The sequence below is a fragment of the Gemmatimonadota bacterium genome (assembly GCA_009838845.1).
Lineage (GTDB): Bacteria > Latescibacterota > UBA2968 > UBA2968 > UBA2968 > VXRD01.
Map to the genome: position 1 here is coordinate 24,712 of VXRD01000139.1, position 19,618 is coordinate 44,329.

The 19,618-nt window shown below is 49.4% G+C and carries 13 protein-coding genes; 9 read left to right on the forward strand and 4 right to left on the reverse strand.

Annotated features, from left to right (window positions below; genetic code table 11):
* Window positions 1-20: 20 nt before the first annotated feature.
* Window positions 21-713, reverse strand: coding sequence for an HAD family hydrolase (locus F4Y39_19435; GenBank protein ID MYC15903.1), 693 nt, complete (start codon window positions 711-713; stop codon window positions 21-23).
* 342 nt (window positions 714-1,055) lie between these two features.
* Between F4Y39_19435 and F4Y39_19440 the strand changes: the two genes are divergently transcribed.
* From F4Y39_19440 to F4Y39_19450, 3 genes are all read left to right on the forward strand, one after another.
* Entirely contained in the window at window positions 1,056-3,467 is a 2,412-nt protein-coding gene (locus F4Y39_19440) for an FtsX-like permease family protein (protein ID MYC15904.1), read from the forward strand.
* The gene (locus tag F4Y39_19445; protein MYC15905.1) at window positions 3,464-5,980 is read left to right on the forward strand and encodes an FtsX-like permease family protein; all 2,517 of its coding nucleotides are present in this window, start codon (window positions 3,464-3,466) and stop codon (window positions 5,978-5,980) included. Before F4Y39_19440 ends, F4Y39_19445 begins: the two co-directional genes overlap by 4 nt.
* A 68-nt stretch (window positions 5,981-6,048) precedes the next feature.
* Window positions 6,049-8,538, forward strand: a complete 2,490-nt coding sequence (locus F4Y39_19450) for an FtsX-like permease family protein (protein ID MYC15906.1) — start codon at window positions 6,049-6,051, stop codon at window positions 8,536-8,538.
* 34 nt (window positions 8,539-8,572) lie between these two features.
* Here the strand turns inward: F4Y39_19450 and F4Y39_19455 are convergent, their stop codons facing one another.
* Together F4Y39_19455 and F4Y39_19460 are read right to left on the reverse strand one after the other, a co-directional pair.
* A complete protein-coding gene (locus tag F4Y39_19455) occupies window positions 8,573-9,427 on the reverse strand; it encodes an NAD-dependent epimerase/dehydratase family protein (GenBank protein ID MYC15907.1) in 855 nt (284 codons plus the stop codon).
* On the reverse strand, window positions 9,399-9,998 hold the full coding sequence (locus F4Y39_19460) for an NAD(P)-dependent oxidoreductase (protein ID MYC15908.1): 600 nt from the start codon (window positions 9,996-9,998) through the stop codon (window positions 9,399-9,401). Before F4Y39_19460 ends, F4Y39_19455 begins: the two co-directional genes overlap by 29 nt.
* Window positions 9,999-10,166: 168 nt before the next feature.
* Here F4Y39_19460 and F4Y39_19465 point away from each other — a divergent pair, with 168 nt between their 5' ends.
* The 4 genes from F4Y39_19465 to F4Y39_19480 all read left to right on the forward strand — a co-directional run bounded on the left by F4Y39_19465 (window position 10,167) and on the right by F4Y39_19480 (window position 13,990).
* Entirely contained in the window at window positions 10,167-11,912 is a 1,746-nt protein-coding gene (locus F4Y39_19465; GenBank protein MYC15909.1) for a phytanoyl-CoA dioxygenase family protein, read from the forward strand.
* An 89-nt stretch (window positions 11,913-12,001) separates the two neighbouring features.
* Complete coding sequence (locus F4Y39_19470) at window positions 12,002-13,102, forward strand: AAA family ATPase (GenBank protein ID MYC15910.1); 1,101 nt, start codon at window positions 12,002-12,004, stop codon at window positions 13,100-13,102.
* Window positions 13,102-13,776: a DUF4276 family protein gene (locus F4Y39_19475; protein MYC15911.1), complete on the forward strand. Its 675-nt coding sequence runs from the start codon at window positions 13,102-13,104 to the stop codon at window positions 13,774-13,776. The genes F4Y39_19470 and F4Y39_19475 overlap by 1 nt, the downstream gene beginning before the upstream one ends.
* 19 nt (window positions 13,777-13,795) lie before the next feature.
* Window positions 13,796-13,990 (forward strand): hypothetical protein, encoded by a 195-nt coding sequence (locus tag F4Y39_19480; protein ID MYC15912.1) that lies wholly within the window; start codon window positions 13,796-13,798, stop codon window positions 13,988-13,990.
* Window positions 13,991-14,031: 41 nt separating this feature from the next.
* Here F4Y39_19480 and F4Y39_19485 read toward each other — a convergent pair whose 3' ends face one another.
* A complete protein-coding gene (locus F4Y39_19485) occupies window positions 14,032-15,321 on the reverse strand; it encodes an AAA family ATPase (protein MYC15913.1) in 1,290 nt (429 codons plus the stop codon).
* 203 nt (window positions 15,322-15,524) lie between these two features.
* Between F4Y39_19485 and F4Y39_19490 the strand changes: the two genes are divergently transcribed.
* Entirely contained in the window at window positions 15,525-18,824 is a 3,300-nt protein-coding gene (locus F4Y39_19490; GenBank protein MYC15914.1) for a hypothetical protein, read from the forward strand.
* Between the two features lie 56 nt (window positions 18,825-18,880).
* Entirely contained in the window at window positions 18,881-19,618 is a 738-nt protein-coding gene (locus F4Y39_19495) for a hypothetical protein (protein ID MYC15915.1), read from the forward strand.

Below are 19,618 nucleotides of genomic sequence, written 5' to 3' on the forward strand. Positions count from 1 at the left end.
TTGCTGGAGATTTGTCACCTTCAATCTACCCCCAATATCGCGGGCAGGTCAGTCAATGAACTAATTTCGTAATCAGCTTGGATCCCCGTATCATTTGTCAAACCTTCGCGATTTAGCCAGACCGTATGCGCTCCGGCTGCATCTGCACCTGCAACATCCTGTTCCAGGGAATCTCCGACGTGTAATAGCTGCGCCAGCGGGCAGCACGCCCTCTGTGCAGTAATCTGAAAAATTCTTCGATCAGGCTTTGCAACACGCACATCCTGGGCAAGAACAACAAAATCAAAACGTCCCGCAAGGCCACAGCGTTCCGGATAACTATTCCCATTTGACAAAAGCCCGATCTTAAAATAGGATGCCAAAATATCAAGCGCAGGTACAACATCTTTATACAACTCAATATCTTCGAAACGATGCTTCAGATATATCTTATTGAGATGCATAGCCAGATCACTGTCCGGATATCCAACATATTCAAGCGTCTTCTCAAATGCCAGCCGTCTGATCTCCTCGAGATTCCAGACCTCGCCTTTCACCTCCTCAGCAAGCCGATTGCGAATCGCAATCATATCCTCAACAGTAAGGTCTAAAGCGCGTTGAGTCGAAACATGCCTGCGCAATTCCCCCAATGTATGCATTAACGAATGTCGCATGACCTTATAGAAGTCCCACAAGGTCATATCACCATCAAAAGAAATCGCTGAAATTTGCAAAATTCCCTCCTCTTAGTGTTCATTTTCGGACACCACTGTATCAAAATCGGACACTTTTTAAAACGTCCATTTCGGGCGATTTTTCGTAACCTGTTGTAATATCAACACTTGACTTTTTCGGCACAGTTTTTGCTTTAAAAATAGGTAATCCTGAGACTTCTCTGGTTGTCTATAAGGAAATAGAAATGCAAAAACCGCCATCCTCTTCCATTTGTGGCGTATGCAAGCTGGAGGTTTTTTGCCGGGAGAATCGAACAATGGTGGAAATTAGTTTGGCATTATCAATAGTGTGAACACACCGTTTCTGAGCGATTTGATATACAGAATAAGAAGGGATTCGCAATGTTTGAAAACTATCTAAAAGTTGCAGTTCGAAACCTGATTAAATTTAAGATGTTTTCATCCCTGAATATCAGTGGTTTAGCTATTGGGATGTCCTGTTGTATTTTGGTTTTCTTATATATACAGGATGAAATAGGTTACGACCAGTTCCACGAAAAAAGCAATCGCATTTACCGGGTGCTGAGAGAAAGGGAAGCCCATAGTGGCGAAACCCACACACAGCCGGGTACTTCAGGTGCACTTGCACCGTCTCTGCTGAAAGATTTTTCAGAAATACAAAGTGCTGTCCGTACCTGGGATATTGATACCTGGATAAACTACAAAGACAAATGGTTTAAACAAAAATTTATGATGACCGATTCTAAAATCTTTGAAATCTTCTCCTTTCCTTTCGCAAAAGGCGATCCGAGGACAGCTCTGATAGACCCCTATACCATTGTTCTCACCCAGGAAATGGCGAATAAATTCTTCCCTGACGAAAATCCCATGGGCCGAACAATCACCGTTGAACACCGATATTTTAGAGGAGATTACAAAATCACAGGTGTCCTGGAAAATATACCCATAAATTCGACAATTCAATTCGATTTTCTCGCTTCGTCTGCTTCATCGGAATGGAGACAAAAATCATTTGCTGGCACTGTGTGGGAAAGGTGGCAACGCGAGAGTGGTTGGCTGCCAATAGAAACTTTTATTTTGCTACAAGAAGGGTATCCACCTTCTGAATTGGAACAAAAATTGAGCGATTTTATGCGTCGTTACATGGGAGAGGAAATCCAATCAAACAATGTCTATCACCTTCAACCGCTCAATCGTATCCACCTCTATTCTAACGTAGATTACGGTATGACCATGTATAGCGACATCTCGTATATCTACTTACTCTCTACACTTGCCTTTTTTATTTTACTCATTGCCGGTATCAATTTTGTGAATCTCGCTACAGCACGCGCCACCACCAGGGCAATGGAAGTAGGTATGCGGAAAGTGGTAGGTGCTAATCGGCGGATATTGATTGTGCAATTTTTGGGAGAATCCTTTCTGCTGTCATTACTCTCCCTCTTGTTGGCATTGAGTTTTGTCGAGCTTTTCCTGCCTACCTTTAATGCTTTTACACTTAAGGCATTGTCACTAAATATTCAGAACGAATCTCTATTGGTCGGATTATCCGGCATTACGGTATTGGTCGGCCTATTTTCTGGAATTTATCCTGCTTTTGTTTTATCTGCCTTTGAGCCTATGGATATTCTCAAAGGAGGTAAGTTAGTTTCCACTAAAAACAATGCCCGATTCCGAAAGGGATTGGTTATTTTTCAATCCTCAATTTCGGTTATATGTATCATCGGCACGATAACCATCTTTAATCAAATGAAGTATATGAGAAATAAAGACCTGGGTTTCAATAAAGATCAGGTCATGATTTTGGAGTTATACATGACAGATCGGTCATTGACGAGCAATTATCGTGCAATACACCAGGAATTTATAAAACATCCAGATATATTGGCGGCAACGGCTTCTCATACATTGCCCAATATTGGGTGGGGAGAGCGCTGGGTGGTTTATCCGGAAGGAAGTAATTCGGATGGTTGGGAGATGAATATATTGGCTGCTGATGAGGACTTTCTGAACTTTTTTGACATCAAAGTTAAAGAAGGCCGAAATTTCTCAAGCGACATTGGACGCGACACCACAAGTGCCTATATCCTGAATGAAACGGCGGTCAAACAACTGGGTTGGGAGAAGCCAATTGGCAAACAGTTTGAGTGGAATGATAGGCCCGGAGAAGTGATTGGCGTTGTCGAGGACTTTCATCTGCTATCTTTGCACGAAAAAATAGGACCTGTTTTCGTCTGCATGTGGGTTCCCAAATGGAATTATCTCTCCCTCAAAATTCGAAAAGATAATATTGCCAACACCATCCAATTTGTGGAAAACCAGTGGAAAAGACTAATCCCAAATTTTCCCTTCAATTTTCATTTTTTAGATGAAAACATAGATAAATGGAATTATGAGGCTGAGATAAAATTAGAAAAAATGCTCCGATTAGTGTCACTGCTTACAATTTTTGTAGCCTGTCTGGGCTTATTTGGGCTAACCGCATTTACCGTACAGTATCGCACCCACGAAATGAGTATCCGAAAGGTACTGGGTGCCTCTAAGTTCAACATCTGGTGGTTGCTCGTGAGGGATTTTTTAGGACTCATTTTATTGACCAACATCATTGCATGGCCCATAGCTTTTTTTGTCATGGAGGCCTGGTTACAGGATTTTCATTATCGCGTTCATGTGGATCTTATAACGCTGATCCTGGGTGGTGGGATATCCCTGATGATTGCCCTGCTTACCATCGTCTATCATACCCTGAAAACGGCTCTGTTAAACCCCATTCATCATTTGCGTTATAAATGATTACTCCAGGGTTGCTGTTGTCATTCAAACAGAAGTTTCCCGATTTAATGGTGGGAACTGATCTCATATTGCGTGGCCGTGGCACTAAAAAAATAATAAAGAAAGGTTACACAATGATCGGCAAATATTTTGTCATTGCTTTAAGGCGAACATTCAGAGATAAAACCTTCTCTTTGATCAATCTAATCGGGCTTTCTATTAGCATGGCAAGCGTAATACTCATTATGGTATTTATGTATAATGAGTTGACCTTTGACACCTTTCATCAAAACTCTGATCGCATATTCAGAGTATTGAGAGAAACTGAATCTTTAGCAGGAGCACCTCAGGTTTCACCAGGGACCTCCGGTATGTTGGGGCAGAGTTTGGTGGCAGACATTCCTGAAATTGAGAAAGTGACTCGTTTTTTTAGAATGAGCCAAAACTGGGCAACCAACGAAGATAAGGGATTTTTTGTAGCAGTTTGTGCTGTTGATCAAGAATTTTTGCAGATATTTTCTTTTCCTCTCAAAATTGGCGATCCAAAAACCGTTTTGAAAGACAAATTCTCTGTCGTTATTACGGAAGAAACTGCACAAAAATTTTTCGCCAATGAAAACCCTATTGGTAAAACAATCTCTGTCGATGGCAGGTATTTTGGCGGAGATTATTTTGTCTCTGGCGTTGTCAAAGATACACCTCGAAACTCCTCTCTGCATTTTGACATATTGACATCTACTGTTCACAATGAAATACCATTGACTGCCTGGGAGAGATGGCAACCAAATACATCCTGGCGACCAATCCAGACATTTGTCATGTTGTCCGATGCAGCCTCTCCAAAAAACATAGATACCAAACTTCAGGACCTTTTAAATCGTTATATGGGACCTGATGTAAGTGAACGCAATCGATATATTCTCCAACCCCTGGAAAGAATGTATTTATACTCTGACCTTGAATATGGAATTAGAGGCGGCGGGGACATTACATACGTCTATATTTTTTCGGCAATCGCAATATTTATTGTACTTATTGCCAGCTTTAACTTTGTAAATCTATCTATAGCGCGATCTGCTGCCAGACTAAAAGAAATAGGCGTGAGAAAAACCGTTGGTGCCCACAAGAGTAGTCTCATCTTTCAGTTTATAGCCGAAGCTGTTTTTACGGCATTTTGTTCTTCACTTCTCGCCTTTAGTATTGTAGAAATCTCTCTTCCCTATCTGGATAGCTACATAAATCAAGAAGCCAAATTGGAATTCAGCGAACATCTGTTATTTGTTATAACATTTCTTACAGCCCTTATTATCGGTACTATATCCGGACTATATCCGGCACTTTTCCTGGCATCTTTTCACCCCGCCCAAATACTAAGACGTGAACTCCAGTTTAATAACTCTGGAAAATGGCTGAGAAATGGCTCTTTAATTTTTCAATTTGCTGCTTCTGTCGTGCTTATCATCAGCACAATTGTTGTATATAAACAAATGGCATTTATTCAAAACAAGGCGTTGGGATTTGATAAAGAGCATATTGTCGTATTACCTCTTTTTACGACTGACCGCTCTCTAAATGAGCGATATCGCGTTATTAAGCAGGAATTTTTGAAACACCCCAATGTGATCTCTGCATCTGCATCCAATTCTACTATCGCCTGGTTTGGTGGCGCATTTCATACAGTCTATCCCGAAGGTTTTCAGGGTAACGAATGGCAGATGAGGATATTGGGCGTTGACGAAGACTTTATAGATCTGTATGGGATAACACTGTCAAAAGGCCGGAACTTTTCCGTGGATATTCCGGGTGATGCAACCGATGCTTATATCTTAAATGAAACAGCAGTTGAGCAACTCGGGTGGCAAAATCCGATAGGAAAACAGTTCGAATGGGCATATTGGAAGCGTAAGGGCATTGTGATTGGTGTTGTTGAGGATTTTCATAACCGATCTCTCAAAGAACCCATCAGGCCAATTGCACTATGTATGTGGCAGCCCAAGTATAATCTTCTTTCTCTAAAAATTAGAGGTGAAAATATCAAAGATACAATGGCTTTTTTGGAGGATCAATGGAGGCGATTTATTCCTGACAAACCATTCAAAGCCGCCTTTTTAGATGAACACCTGAACCAGCTATATCAAAATGACATTAATTTCGGGCGTATATTTGGTGTATTTGCATTGCTCGCCATTTTTATAGCCTGTTTGGGCATGTTGGGCATGGTATCTTATGCTTTAGAAAGAAGAACTAAAGAGATTGGAATTCGAAAAATTTTGGGCGCTTCAGCCTGGAATATTATTGTCCTGATTTTCTCCGAGTTCTTCGGAATCCTTGTTGTTGCTAATTTATTTGCGTGGTTAATTGCATTTCTTTTGATGGATAATTGGTTGCTTTCATTTGCTTACAAGATCGAACTATCACCTCATACTTTTGCCCTGGGAACGCTATTTGCAATTGCAATTACTTTTGCAACTGTAGCCTGGCATTTGATACAGGCCGCCTCAAAAAATCCCATTGACGAAATAAGGTATGAATAGACCGGGAATCAGGGAAAACGACATAATGGGATTTTGACTGTACTTTTTCAAACACAGAGGACGCACTAATGTTCAAAAACTATCTCGTCATCGCGATTCGCAATTTACTTAAATATAAAATGTACTCAGCGATCAATGTTATCGGGCTGGGCATTGGCATTGGGTGTGTCATCTTGATCGGTCTGTTTGTGCAAAACGAGTTGGCTGTTAACACCCAACATCCACATATAGATCGCTTATATCGGGTCATTGGTGAGTATCGGTCAGAAAATGGTCAGAAAACATACGACTGGCGCATTTCGGGGGCAATTGGCCCCACTTTGGCACGCGATTTCCCCGAAGTTGAAATCTCCACACGCACAATGCTTCGCCAAGCCTGGGTGCAGCATGAGGACAAAGTCTTGAATCGGGTATTTTGTCTCGCGGACCCGAATTGCCTGGATGTGTTCAACTTTCCAATAATACAGGGTGACAAGACCGCTCTTTTACAGCATGATTCTGTTTTTATCACCGAATCTATGGCACGCGATTATTTTGGCGATCAAGACCCCATAGGCAAAGTGTTTACGATCGAAAGTGGCTTTATTGGGGGCGATTATACTGTCGCAGGTGTACTTAAAGATTTGCCCAGGCGATCCTCGATTCGTTTTGATATGCTTTCAGCCTCTGTCAGGCCTGCTTTTCTGTCTCGATACTGGAATGCCTATTTGCCAACAGCACATTGGAGAGGCTCAATCACGGTCCACGTACGGTTAAAAGAAAACACGTCAGTTGAAAAATTGGCTTTAAAAATGCCCGCGATGGTGGAACAGTATATGGGACCGGAAATGGTAGCACACACGACGTATCACTTCCAGCCCATGGATGAAGTGCATTTATACTCACAACGCGATTACGGGCTTCGAGACGTATCCGACCTTGAAGGGCCAGTGACGTATGGCAATATCGCACATGTCTATGCTGCGTCTGCTACAGCCATTCTTATTTTTTTAATTGCGGGCATCAACTTCATCAATTTGACCACAGCACGATCAGCTAACCGGGCGCGTGAGGTGGGATTGCGAAAAGTGGTCGGCGCGCATCGGGGGCAACTCGCTTTGCAATTTTTGGCTGAGTCGATGATTTTCTCTGTATTGAGTTTGATTGTGGGGTTAGTTGTTGTTTCTGATTTCTTATCACATTTCAACGACTATACGGGTAATTTTTTAACATTGGATATCACGAGCAATATGGTGTTGGCTCTGGCTGGATTATCTTTGATAACAGGGCTTCTTACGGGGATTTATCCAGCATTTCTTTTATCGCGGTTTCGGCCTGTTGAAGTGCTCAAAGGCACACTCGCAGCAGGTGCCCGCGGTGGGTTATTGCGAAAAGTGCTGGTGATTTTTCAGTTTAGCACATCTATTGCACTAATTGTGATCACATTGGTTGTGTTTAATCAAATGTCGTATATCCAGAATAAAAACCTGGGATTTGACAAAGAGTACGTCATTGAGTCTCGTCTCTTGTGGGAATCTCGCAATTCTCGTTTGTATGAAGATCGCTTGTGGGAGCGGTACAATGTTGTCAAAGATGCGTTTTTGCAGCATCCCAATATTACGGCTGCAACAATTTCGCGTTCTTCACACGGACGCACTGCGCCGCAAGCGACTTTTAGTGCTTATGAACCGGGCAAAGAAGAATTGCGTATGGGCAGAAATGAAGTGGATGAAGATTTTCTGAGTTTCTTCAATATTGAACTTGTTGCGGGTCGAGACTTTTCAGAAGACGCAGCGAAAAGGTATGATTCGGAATCATTTGTGCCCCGAGATCAGTTGGATCAATTGAAAGTTCACGGTCAGGCAGAATACATTCTCAATGAAACCGCTGTTAAAATGCTGGGTTGGACAGACCCCATTGGCAAACCATTTGGTGTGAAAGGACGAAGACCGGGGCGTGTTGTAGGCGTGGTTAAAGATTTTCACTCGCGCACATTGCACGAGCCACTGGGCCCCATGGTTTTATATGCGAACAACGCGGTACCCAAGACAATTTATCTGAAGGTAAGCCCTCATAATTTCGATGAAACCGTTGCACACATGGAAAAGGTATGGAAACATTTTTTGCCGATTCGCCCTTTTGCTTACACGTTTATGGATGACAATCTGAATCAGCGATATACACAGGAGCGACAGTTGAGCCAAACGATGAGCGTTTTTGCTGCTCTGGCTATTTTTGTTGCGTGTCTGGGCCTATTGGGGCTGGTCTCATTTTTGACCGAACAGCGCAAAAAGGAAGTGGGTATTCGCAAGGTGTTGGGTGCATCTGCAGGTCTTGTTGTAGGGCTGTTTTTGAAAGAGTTTATTCGCCTGGTATTGGTATCCTGTTTATTGGCATGGCCGATTGCCTATTGGGCAACCAATGAATGGTTACAGAATTTTGCCTATCGCATTGAGATTTCGGCACTGCCGTTTTTAGTAGGTGGTGTGTGTATGGTTGTCCTGACAACAATAACAGTAGCGTATAAGGTCATCAAAACAGCTCAGGCAAATCCAATAGAGGCCTTGCGGCATGAATGATTATAAAACAGTCTGGTATAACCGTGAGGGCATCCTAATCACCCACCCCTGAAGACCGCACATACAACGCTTCAAAGCGATCCTTCGCCTCCCATCCCAACAACCGCTTCGCCTTATCGGGCCGATACTTATCGTGCGGCAACCGCGCACAAATGAAAAAATTCTCATAAGGCGACGGCATCTCGGGCGCTCGCAACCCATACAAAAACGCCGTACCCGTATCCTCCCACGACGTCGTATAAGGATGTGCGCCGCGCCCATATTCTTCGGGCAACACCTCGCCTGGCCGAAACTGCGTATAAACAAATGCAAGCACCTCCAGACCCTCGCGCTCGGCAAAAACGCGTGTCACATGCCCGCCCAGATACTTGGTCACAGCGTAGAGATCATCGCCTGGATGAAGCGGGATATCGGCATCCAATTGAAAATCATTCCAATAATCGGCATTGTGATCCAGCGAAGTGTGGAAAGGTCCCGTATGGATCAGCCGCTTAATCCCACAGGCCACACAGGCTTTAGCCACATTGTACGCACCCACCATATTCACCTGAAAAGCCAGCACCGGATGCGGCCGAATCACAGACACATTGATCGCCGCATTCATACCCTCGCACGCAGCTAGCACCTGCGCGTAATCCGTAATATCCACAACCCGATTCTCGTGCGGCGGACCCAACACCTCTGGAATCGGCGCCCGGGGACTCTGCGGCGGCGAAACCGCGATCTCTGTCATAGGCCGAAGATCGGTCACCCGCAAAGTATAATGGCCTTTAAGCGCAGAAATCGCCGCAGCACCCACCGGACCACCAGCCCCGAACAACACCACATTCCCCTCATTTACAATCGCCATAACATCCCCCTCAAGCAAAACGCCCACTCGACGCCACATGCGCCAGCGACCAGTGATGCCCCTCGCGCTCGGCTATAAGCGCATCGCGCACCGCCGCCACCGCATCCGCCGCCATCGTCTCCACACCCGGCGCACCAAGGCGCAAACAACGCACCTCGATCTGACCCGTACGCGCAATCTCTCGCCCCACCAGTTCAGCCATAAACGGTGCCAACGACCCGGCCTCAGCGCGCGGAATCGCATTCCACCGCGGATCAACGATATATTCCTCCGGATAATCCCGCACCAAATCCAGGCAACTCAACAGCACCACCTTCTCAACACCAGCGGCACAGGCCGACGTCAGCGCTACATAAGTACCCCGCGCCGCTACATCGAGCAGAACCTGTTCGCTATCCCCTATCGGATTGCTGGCCGCCGCGTACACAACAGCCTCTACGCTCGCCAGCACCGGATCTACCGATTCTCGCTGGAGCAAATCAACCTGTCGGTACCCGGCAAAATCACGGGCATCTTCCGAACCAATCGCCACCACCTCAAACCCCGCGCCCAACCCGGTCGCCAGCAGCGCACCCCAGGGACGATCCGCGCCAATCACTACCACATTCATACGTATCTCCTCCTTGATTGTCCCGCAATATACGCGATATCCTCCGCGGGACGCAACCTTCAAAAAGCGCGAACACCTATTTGGCTTGCACCTGTATCTCAAAGGCTATATTTTGCCATCAATTGAACTGCATCACCCACCTGCTATTCTTTTAAGGAGAACCCGGACATGGACCGCGAATCTATGACTAATGAAGAGAATTACTTCTTTGACACCGAAGGCTATATCATCGTCCCCGGTGCCCTCACCTCGAAAGAAGTCGATACCCTCAACAACACCCTCGACGACGCCGGACCCACCGATAATCTCTTGACACTATCCGCCCCACTGCGGGACCCCTTCCGCGACCTTCTGGTCCATCCCGTCCTGGTCTGTTACCTCAACCAGATCTGTGGCTCCGGATTTCGCCTGGACAGAGCACCTCGCCTGATCGGAGAAGCCGCTGGCGACGATCCCAATGTCCCACTACAGGGCAACAACGAACCCAGAGACACGGCCCGGGCCTACTACTTTCAGAACCACTACCGCGTCTGCCACGGCGTACGCGTCATCTGGGCACTCTGCGATGTCAACGCGGACGACGGCGGCGTGGTCCTGGTCCCAGCCAGCCACAAAAGCAATGTAGAAGCACCCGAAGACCTCCTCACAGGTGCAGACGACATGGACCTGGTCGAACAACCCGTACTCAAAGCTGGCGACCTGCTCATCATTGCCGGAACCACCCTTCAGGGCCTCCGCCCCTGGAAAGGGCGCAATCCACAGCGCCTCATCGCCTGCGAATATGCCAACCGCGCTGTCCTGCAATCCAACGGATCAGGAGCAAAAATAGAACCCAGACCGGAATGGATGGCCAATCTCCCGCCCGAACAGGTGGCCGTCCTCTCCAACCCCGGATACAAAGACACCACCGACCCGCCGCCAACCCTCAATACCGATGGCAAAAAGACCTGGCTGGAAAAATCGCCGGACATTATACACCCCTCGTTTTACAAACCCGACCCCGACGCTGGCATTGACCACAAAGAACTCTACTTCTGGGATCTCACCGGCTACCTCATCGTGCGCAATGTCATGGACGAAGAATGGCTGGAACGGGCCAACGAAGCCATCGACAAATTTTCCGATCGCATTGTCGTGGGCGAAGAACTCGCCCGGGGATCCAAAAGCCTCCGGGGCACCGGACGCCCCACGCTCAGCGGCCTTCTCCACCTGCCCGAACCCTATTGCGAACCCTTTCGCAAAATGCTCATCCACCCGGCCGTCATCGGCCGCCTCAACTGGATGATGGGCAGCGGATACCGGTGCAACGGGGCCACCGCCTTCTGTTCGGTCAAAGGCTCTACCGGGCACTCCCTCCACGGCGGCAACGAACCCCTCATACCCTCCCGAAGCTATGTCTTCCAGAACGGCCGCAGCCATGCCGAATTTGTCCGCGCTGTCTGGCAATTGCACGACACAACCCCTGGCGGCGGTGGGTTCGTCTGCGTCCCGGGAAGCCACAAAGCCTATTATCGCATGCCCGAAGGCATCCGCACCAGCGACGACGACATGGGCGCCATCCGCCAACCGGTCCCGAAAGCCGGCGACATCCTCTTCTTTATGGACACTGTCCTCACCCACGGAGCCTGGCCCTGGAAATCCGACATCAGCCGCCGGTCCATCTTCTTCAGTTACTATTCCCGCCACCACTCCTACCGCGGCGGCGTCATCGAACCCGAAGACCGCTGGGGAAAAGATATAGTCGAAGGTATGACAGAAGCCCAATTTGCCGTCATGCGCGGTTCCACCCGCGATGCCCGGAGCAGAAACACGCCGCGCCTCGTTGTAGAAAACGGCCAGCTAAGTGTCTCCTACGACGCCATGGGAGACCGTTATGAATACCCGGTTCGAAAGCCGGGCGACAAGAGAAAATAAAAACACGCGATACACCAGAATGGGGCCGTGTCTTGTGGAGACATGTTAATTGCCTGGATACCGCGCAGGAGGGAGAAGGAGAGAGTAGAATGCCAGTACTAAAAAGCCTTAAGATCAGTGGTTTTCGATCTATAAAAGAGATGTCATTGGAGCTTCGACCCCTCAATATTTTGATTGGTGCGAATGGGGCGGGTAAAAGCAATCTCATTGCTTTTTTTAAATTCGTGAATGAATTGATGGGCGGACGGCTTCAGCAACATATTGGAGCAACGGGACGGGCCACAGGCAATCTGCACTTCGGCCCTAACATAACCCCTCAATTGGAAGCGAAAATGGTATTTGAGGTGGATAATGGAACAGATACCTACCACATGAGACTGTTCCATGCTGCCGGTGATTCTCTGATTTTTGCTGAAGAAAGGCTCTCTTATCAGATAACAGGCTTTCCGACACCAAAAGCCGTGTCACTGGGAGCTGGTCATCGAGAAACGCGGATTGGGGACGCGGCAGAAGAAGGCGAACCAGCGGCAAATGTGCTCAGAAATTTACTGAATCGTTGTCGCGTCTATCACTTCCACGATACATCACCGACTTCGCGAGTCCGACAGTATTGTTACGTCAGCGATAATCGCTGGCTCATGCCCGACGCAGCGAATCTGGCGGCGATATTGTATGCGCTCAAGTCCAACAGGGAAAAGGTATATCGCCGGATTGTGGCGACAATTCGGCAAGTAGCACCATTTTTTGAGGACTTTGATCTCGAGCCGACCGATTCCAGAGACATCATTCTCAACTGGCGTCATCGCAAGTCCGATCTCATTTTCGGTCCCCATCAACTCTCGGACGGTACGCTACGGGCAATCTGTCTGATTGCGCTGCTGCTACAGCCGAAAGAAAATCTTCCATACCTGATTGTGGTGGATGAACCAGAACTCGGACTACACCCGTATGCGCTCGAGGTAATTGCGTCTCTATTTCAAGCAGCAAGTGACCAGACACAGGTTCTCGTCAGTACGCAGTCCAGTGCTTTTCTCAACGCTTTTGAACCAGAGGACATAGTGGTTGTTGAACGCAATGATGAGGCTACAGAGTTTATCAGGCCAGATGCCGAAAAACTCGACGCATGGCTGGAAGACTATTCGCTTGGAGAGATCTGGGAGAAAAACGTCATCGGTGGGGGGCCGCATTGATGGCCCGGCTCTATCTCTTCGCCGAAGGAACAACAGAGCAGACATTTGCCAATACGGTTTTGAAGCCACATCTGGCGAATTTTGGCGTTTACATGCACAACCCGGTTTTAATTGCACACGCCCGAAAGAAAGGAAGGATTCATCGCGGGGGTGGAAGAAACTTTACAGCAATGCAGAATGACATCAATCGTTTTCTCAAGCAAGAGTCGGGGCGTGATGTGTTTTTTACCACCATGATTGACCTTTATGCACTGCATTCACAATTTCCCGGCATTGAAGAAGCGGAGAAATTACGTCACGACCCGCATAAGCGAGTCGAAGCTCTCGAAAGATCATGGTTTGATGAGATCGGCGACAAGCGATTTATCCCATTTATTCAGTTACATGAATTTGAAGCTTATTTGTTTTGTGATGTATCTCTATTCGCTCACTTTTTTGAAAATGCAGATTCCCAAATCTCCGCTTTACATGATGTCCAGCCTCCAGAACTGATTGACGACGGACAAGATACAGCCCCATCAAAACGCATCGCCGCCCAATTTCCCAACTACTCAAAAGCAACAGTAAGCCCACAAATGGCCGAGATGATTGGTCTGGAAAACATCCGATCCAAATGTCCCCACTTTAATGCGTGGCTTGAACGACTTGAGAAACTCGGATCACTTGACATGTGAGCCATCAGGAGATAAAAAAATGAATAACGTAAGTAACTTACACAAGAAATGGAGCCATGACCCAGAATATCGGGCGGCATACCAAGAACTCAGCCTGGAGTTCAACCTGGCGCGCGTGCTGATTGAGGCCAGCATTGGTGCCAAGCTCACGCAAGCACAACTTGCCGAGCGCATGCAGACAACGCAATCAGTCATTGCGCGGAATACCCCATAAGCTCTTGAATCTTCTGCCGAAAATAGCAAAAACTGGGCGAATTATTGGCCTCTACATTCATATGTGGGGCGATATGCGTCGAAATAATCGCTGTACCAGAGATTACCTAATGGCAATCCCTCTGCAACCATATTATTCACAATTGGATCCTCGCTCGCCCGGCGAATCGTCGCAAAACCATCGTCACCCTTTTCCAAAATCCAGACCTCATCCGGCTCGAGCGCATTGACCAGGTATGGCTGGTGCGTGGTAATAAAAACCTGCGAGCCGCCGGGAGTATCGGCGTGTTCGCGAAACTCATTGGCCAGGGTCTCCAGAAGCTTGTGATATAAGCCATTCTCCGGCTCTTCAATACAGAGAAATGGAGGCGGACTCGGATCTTCGAGCAGCAACAGATAGGCGAACACCTTGAGCGTCCCATCGGACACTTGCTGCGCGTAAAAGGGATCCTGAAAGCCCTTGTCATTGAACCTGAGCAGTAACCGCCCATCACTGGTTCTCTCCGTATCGATCTTGTCTATCCCCGGAATTTTTCCAGCAATATTTTTCAAAATAGCCTGAAAACGATCTGGATGTTCACGCTCCATAAATTGCACGACATTGCCGAGATTATCGCCATGGATATTGAGACGGTTCTGCGGACCAGCCAGAGGCAGACTCCGCGCAGCATCCGGGGTGAAATAACTCAGATACCAACCCTCGATAAAGCGGCGAAACGCGGAAATACGCGGGTGTTGTTTCAAAGCACCGAGCGTGGCAATACCCAGCTTGCGACGGTCTTCTAATTCAACAAACTCAGCATCTTTGGGTTGTTTCCCCTCTTTTTCTAACTCAGAAATATCGAAACCTTCTGCTGTTTCATCAACTTGACCAACTGCCTCACTTCCCTTCCACACAAGGCCATAGCCTACCACAAGATAAAGAAAAAAAAGTGATCGGGCATTTCTCTGGTCCTCTCGCATTCGTTCTTGCAACACACAAGGACGCCCGAACCCGTCTGCTCCAATGGATATTTCGTAGTTAATAGGCCAAGCGTTTTCAGACTCTCTGTAATACACTTCAAACTCGATAGGACCTGTTTGCCCCTGCGTCCGCAGTTTCTCGAACCCACCGCGCCCTCGTGCGTCGCAAGCCTCCTCAACGCCGAACTTGAGCGCATCCGCAAGGAATCCAAATGCATCAAATAGGGCACTCTTTCCCACGCCATTTTTGCCGATCACCGCTGTCATAGGGGTAAGCAGTTGGGCATCCTGTTGATTCCATAAGGGACCCAGTGTAACATCCTTGAGTACCTTGAAGTTTTTTACTCTAAAGCCTTCTATCCTGGCCATTTTGCAGTCCTCTTTGGCGTTATCTGCTCCAAACTTCTATTTTAATAATCGCCGACTTCTTAAAGCTGCGTAACACAATGATTTAAGCAAAAAAACCCGTAAATGCAAGTTTTAAGGATCATCTTCATACAAAATCGGTCTTGATAAATTCCGATTCTCAATATATTCTGATTGTATCTATTACTTAACCAAAGGACCTCGCCATGCCCAGCATACCCTGGCGGCCCAGAGTCATCCTTCCCGGCCGCAACTTCCGCCTGCCTGTACAAGCCACCGACGACAACATCGCCCTCACATCCGACCACTTTGAAACCATCGCCACCCGATGGTGTGAGCGAGACACCGCGCGCTACTACTACCTGCGATCCCCCCAAAAGCAAGGCGACTACACCCTCATCGCAACACACAACGGCAACACCTCAGAAACCACCATCCAGGTTCGCACCCTCGACGACCTACGCCAGCCCCACACCTACAACGGCGCGCAATGGCCCCGCCGATGGCCTCTGGGCCAGAACTACCACCCCACCAAAAACCGACAAACGCTACAAAACGACCCCAAATCAGAACACCTCAACGAAGAAACCCTCGCCTGGTGGTCATCCCAACCCGACCATGTGCTCTGGTCTCAACTACCGCCTGCGGAACTGCCCAAAGCCCACTTTGCCAACTGCCATCAGGGCTGCCCAAACTGCGGCACCGCCATCTTCAAATACAGCGGCTTCTATCCCTGGGAACGCAACCACCTGCCCTGCGATTTCAAATCGCAATGCCCCAATTGCGCCTCCATCTATCCCAGCAACAACCTCACAAAAGAAGACTATACCTCCGGCGATCATGCAGACGACGGATACGGCTACTTCGACGCAGAGGGCCACATCTACCTCTTTGCCGCCACCTATCACCGCGACCAGTGCCGTGCCTATCACGCCGGTATCAACGCACTCACAGACAGCCTGCGCACAGGCGACCTCGACGAAGAACGCACCCGCAAACTCGGCCTCATGCTCCTGCGCTACGCCACAGAAGAACTCTACCTCGCCTCGGTCCCCCAGTTCCGCTATGGACCCTCAAAAAGCGTAGAAGAACCCTGGGATTGGGGACAGCCGGACTGGGCGGAAGAAACCGACCCCGTTGCCGCCCTGAGCAGAAAGGGCAGTATCCGCTACAGCATCGACACCCCCTACCTCATCGAAAGCCTCGCCCTGGCTTATGACACGGCCTGGCCCCTCCTGAGAGAAGACACACAACTCGTCGAACGCGCACGGGCATTCGGCCTATCCCTGCAAAAACCCGAAGACACCTGTCTGTTCATCGAAGAAATGCTCGCCGCCCTCCTGCAGGTCACCCTGGATCGAGGTGCAGGCAGCAACCTGCCGCGCGAAAGCCAGGGCGTCCTCATACTCTTGCGCTGCCTGGACCGCGCCGACGCCCGGGACGTCATGGACTGGGTCTATGAAGAAGGTCCCGACACCCTGCGCGTCTTCAGCACCAATGACATCCTGCCCGACGGCACACCCCAGGAAGCCACGGGCGGATACAACGCCATCCACAGCGACGGCCTCTTCGACCTGGAATACCACCTCCGCAATCTCCGCACCCAGCAACCCGACGCCTACCCCGAATCTCTGTACCCCTCGCTATTCAAAGACCCGCGAGGCGCGCGCGTCCCCCGGGCACTGTGCGAAATCACCATGATCGGAAAATCCTACTTCCAATTCGGCGACGGCTCTGCCCCCGGTTCTGCCGGCATCCAGGCAGAAGACTCAATCCGTCTGGAAAACGACCTCTATCACGCGCCCATGAACGCCAGCGTACTGGAACGCGCCACAACCTTCACCAACGACCCACACACCAAAGAAATCCAATCCACCGTACAGAACAAACAGCACCGCGCGCTCGGACCAACCATCCTCGACAGCGTCGGCATTGCCATCTTGCGCACACCCGAAGCCCCCGAACGAGCCGCCGTGGGCATAGCTTATGGCGACACCATGCACCATCGCCATCGAGACCTCCTGGACGTCCAGCTCTTCGCCTTTAACCGTCCCTTTCTCACAGACCTCGGCTATCCACAATCCTGGGCAAGCACATCCCCCTGGGAAGCCCATTGGGCGACCCACAACACCGTCTGGGCAGACCTGCCATCTGGCGAACCCACCAGCGCAGGCCGTGGCCACCTCGTACGCGCCCTCTTTACCGACGGCATCCAGGTCCTGGACATCGAGGCCCACCGCTGGACACTCGACCCATCGGACGGATGGCGCAAAGTCGATATCACCTTCCGCCGCCTCATCGCCCTGATCGAAACCGACGGCGAAGGCATCGCCCTCCTCGACCTCTCGCGCATCGCGGGCGGCGCAGAACACTGGCGCACCTGTCGCGGCCTGGAAGGCATATTCCAAACCGACAACGCGGACCTCAAACCTCAACCTGGCACAGTCGCTGGCCCAAACATCCCACGCACCCAAACAGACAATTTACCCCATCCAGACCACACCGCCCTCGCGTACATGGACAACGTAACAACCGCCCAGGCGCCGCAGACTTTCCATGGCACCTGGCAATCGCAAATCGAACCAGCCGCACACCTGGACCTCCATCAACTCAACATTTCTCCAAACACCCAGATCGTCAACACCCGTGCGGCACAGGCCATGGGAACCCCCGAAGAATCCAATTACCTCTACCATCCCGTAATCTGGCGTCGCACGCCCGACAACGACAGCACCTGCATCGACCTCGTCTTCGAACCCCGCCTCGGCAACCCCACCCTCGCCAGCACCACAGCCATACCATCGAACAACCCCACAGCCTCGGGCATCCACCTCACCACCGCAAAAGGCAAACAAATCGCCCTCTATTGGGCACCCAATGCCAGCCCTGACGACAAAACCCAATTCGAAAACGGCGTCGTCCTCACAGGTGCCCTCGCAGTCGTCGCAGACGGTCAAATCTCAACCATGGGCGCAACCGCCTTTCAAACCGCGGCAACAACCCTCACAAATCCCCGCGCACAACAAACTGGCCGAATCATCGCCCTCAACCGGGACACCTGCACCATCGACGTCGAGGATATAGAAGACATCGCCGCGGGCGACCGCATCACCATCAACCCGGACGGACGCGCACACAGCTACCACATCGAAGCCGCAGAACAACTCGACATCCACATCCACCGCCTCACCCTGGACGTCACCTCAATCCTGGGACGCGCAAAAATCATCGCCATCAAAGACAACAAAATCGACCTCGGCTTTCACATCATGGCAAAATCTGGCAACCTCCACGGCACGCGACTACAAACTGAAACCAGCGACTACTGGACCGTCATAGCAAACGCTCAAAACGCGAGCACCTGGCCCCCCGGAAAAATACGCACCACCATCTACCTTGACCCGAACAATAACAAACTTCAGAACCTATCCCCCGGCACCTGGGTACAGGCCGTCGATTACGCAATTGGCGACACAGTCCTCTTTGAACCCCTGTGCAGGGGATAGTGGACATTCTTCCGCCATTTTTTATATTGATAAACCACAAAAAGAAAGGAATCGCAATGGCCGTTGAAACACTACCCCTAACAGAAAATCAAATTGACCAATACCATCGAGACGGTTTCTTGCTCGCCTCGGGATTGATTCCCGAGGCTATTGCACGCACGGGTGAAGCCACAATGTGGGAAGTCATGGGCATGGACCCTCACGCCCCGGAAACCTGGAACAACTATTCAGACGAAGCGATTGCATCCACGCTACAGGCCGGATTCAAACCCCGATCGAAATTATTCCAACACTTCGACAATCAACACCCCGACCTCCTCGCCTGTTACACACCCGAAATGATGGCAGCAATGGCGCAATTAACCGGCGAAAGTGTAGATCTCTTTCATCCACCAGACGGCACACTCATACAAAACATCTTTCCCTCAGATGAAGAATGGGCGTGGCAAGGGGCGCATTTTGACGGTGGCGTAAAAGCCAAAATGCACAAAACACTCCCCGGCCCATTCATCATCAACTCCATCATATACCTCAACGACATTGAAAAACACGGCGGAGGAACAGTTGCGTGGCCTGGATCTCACAAACCCATTCGCGTACTGGCAGAGTCCGACCCCGAGAAATACGAATACATGTGGCAGCTAAAACAAGACCTGCACACCGTCGATATCGGCGGACCCGTAGAACTGGAGCCAAAATGCGGCGACATACTATTCTTCGCCCACTTCTGCGTCCACGCCGCCACCAATAACGTGCGTGACACGCCCCGCCTGGCACTGCGAAGCCGGTGGTAA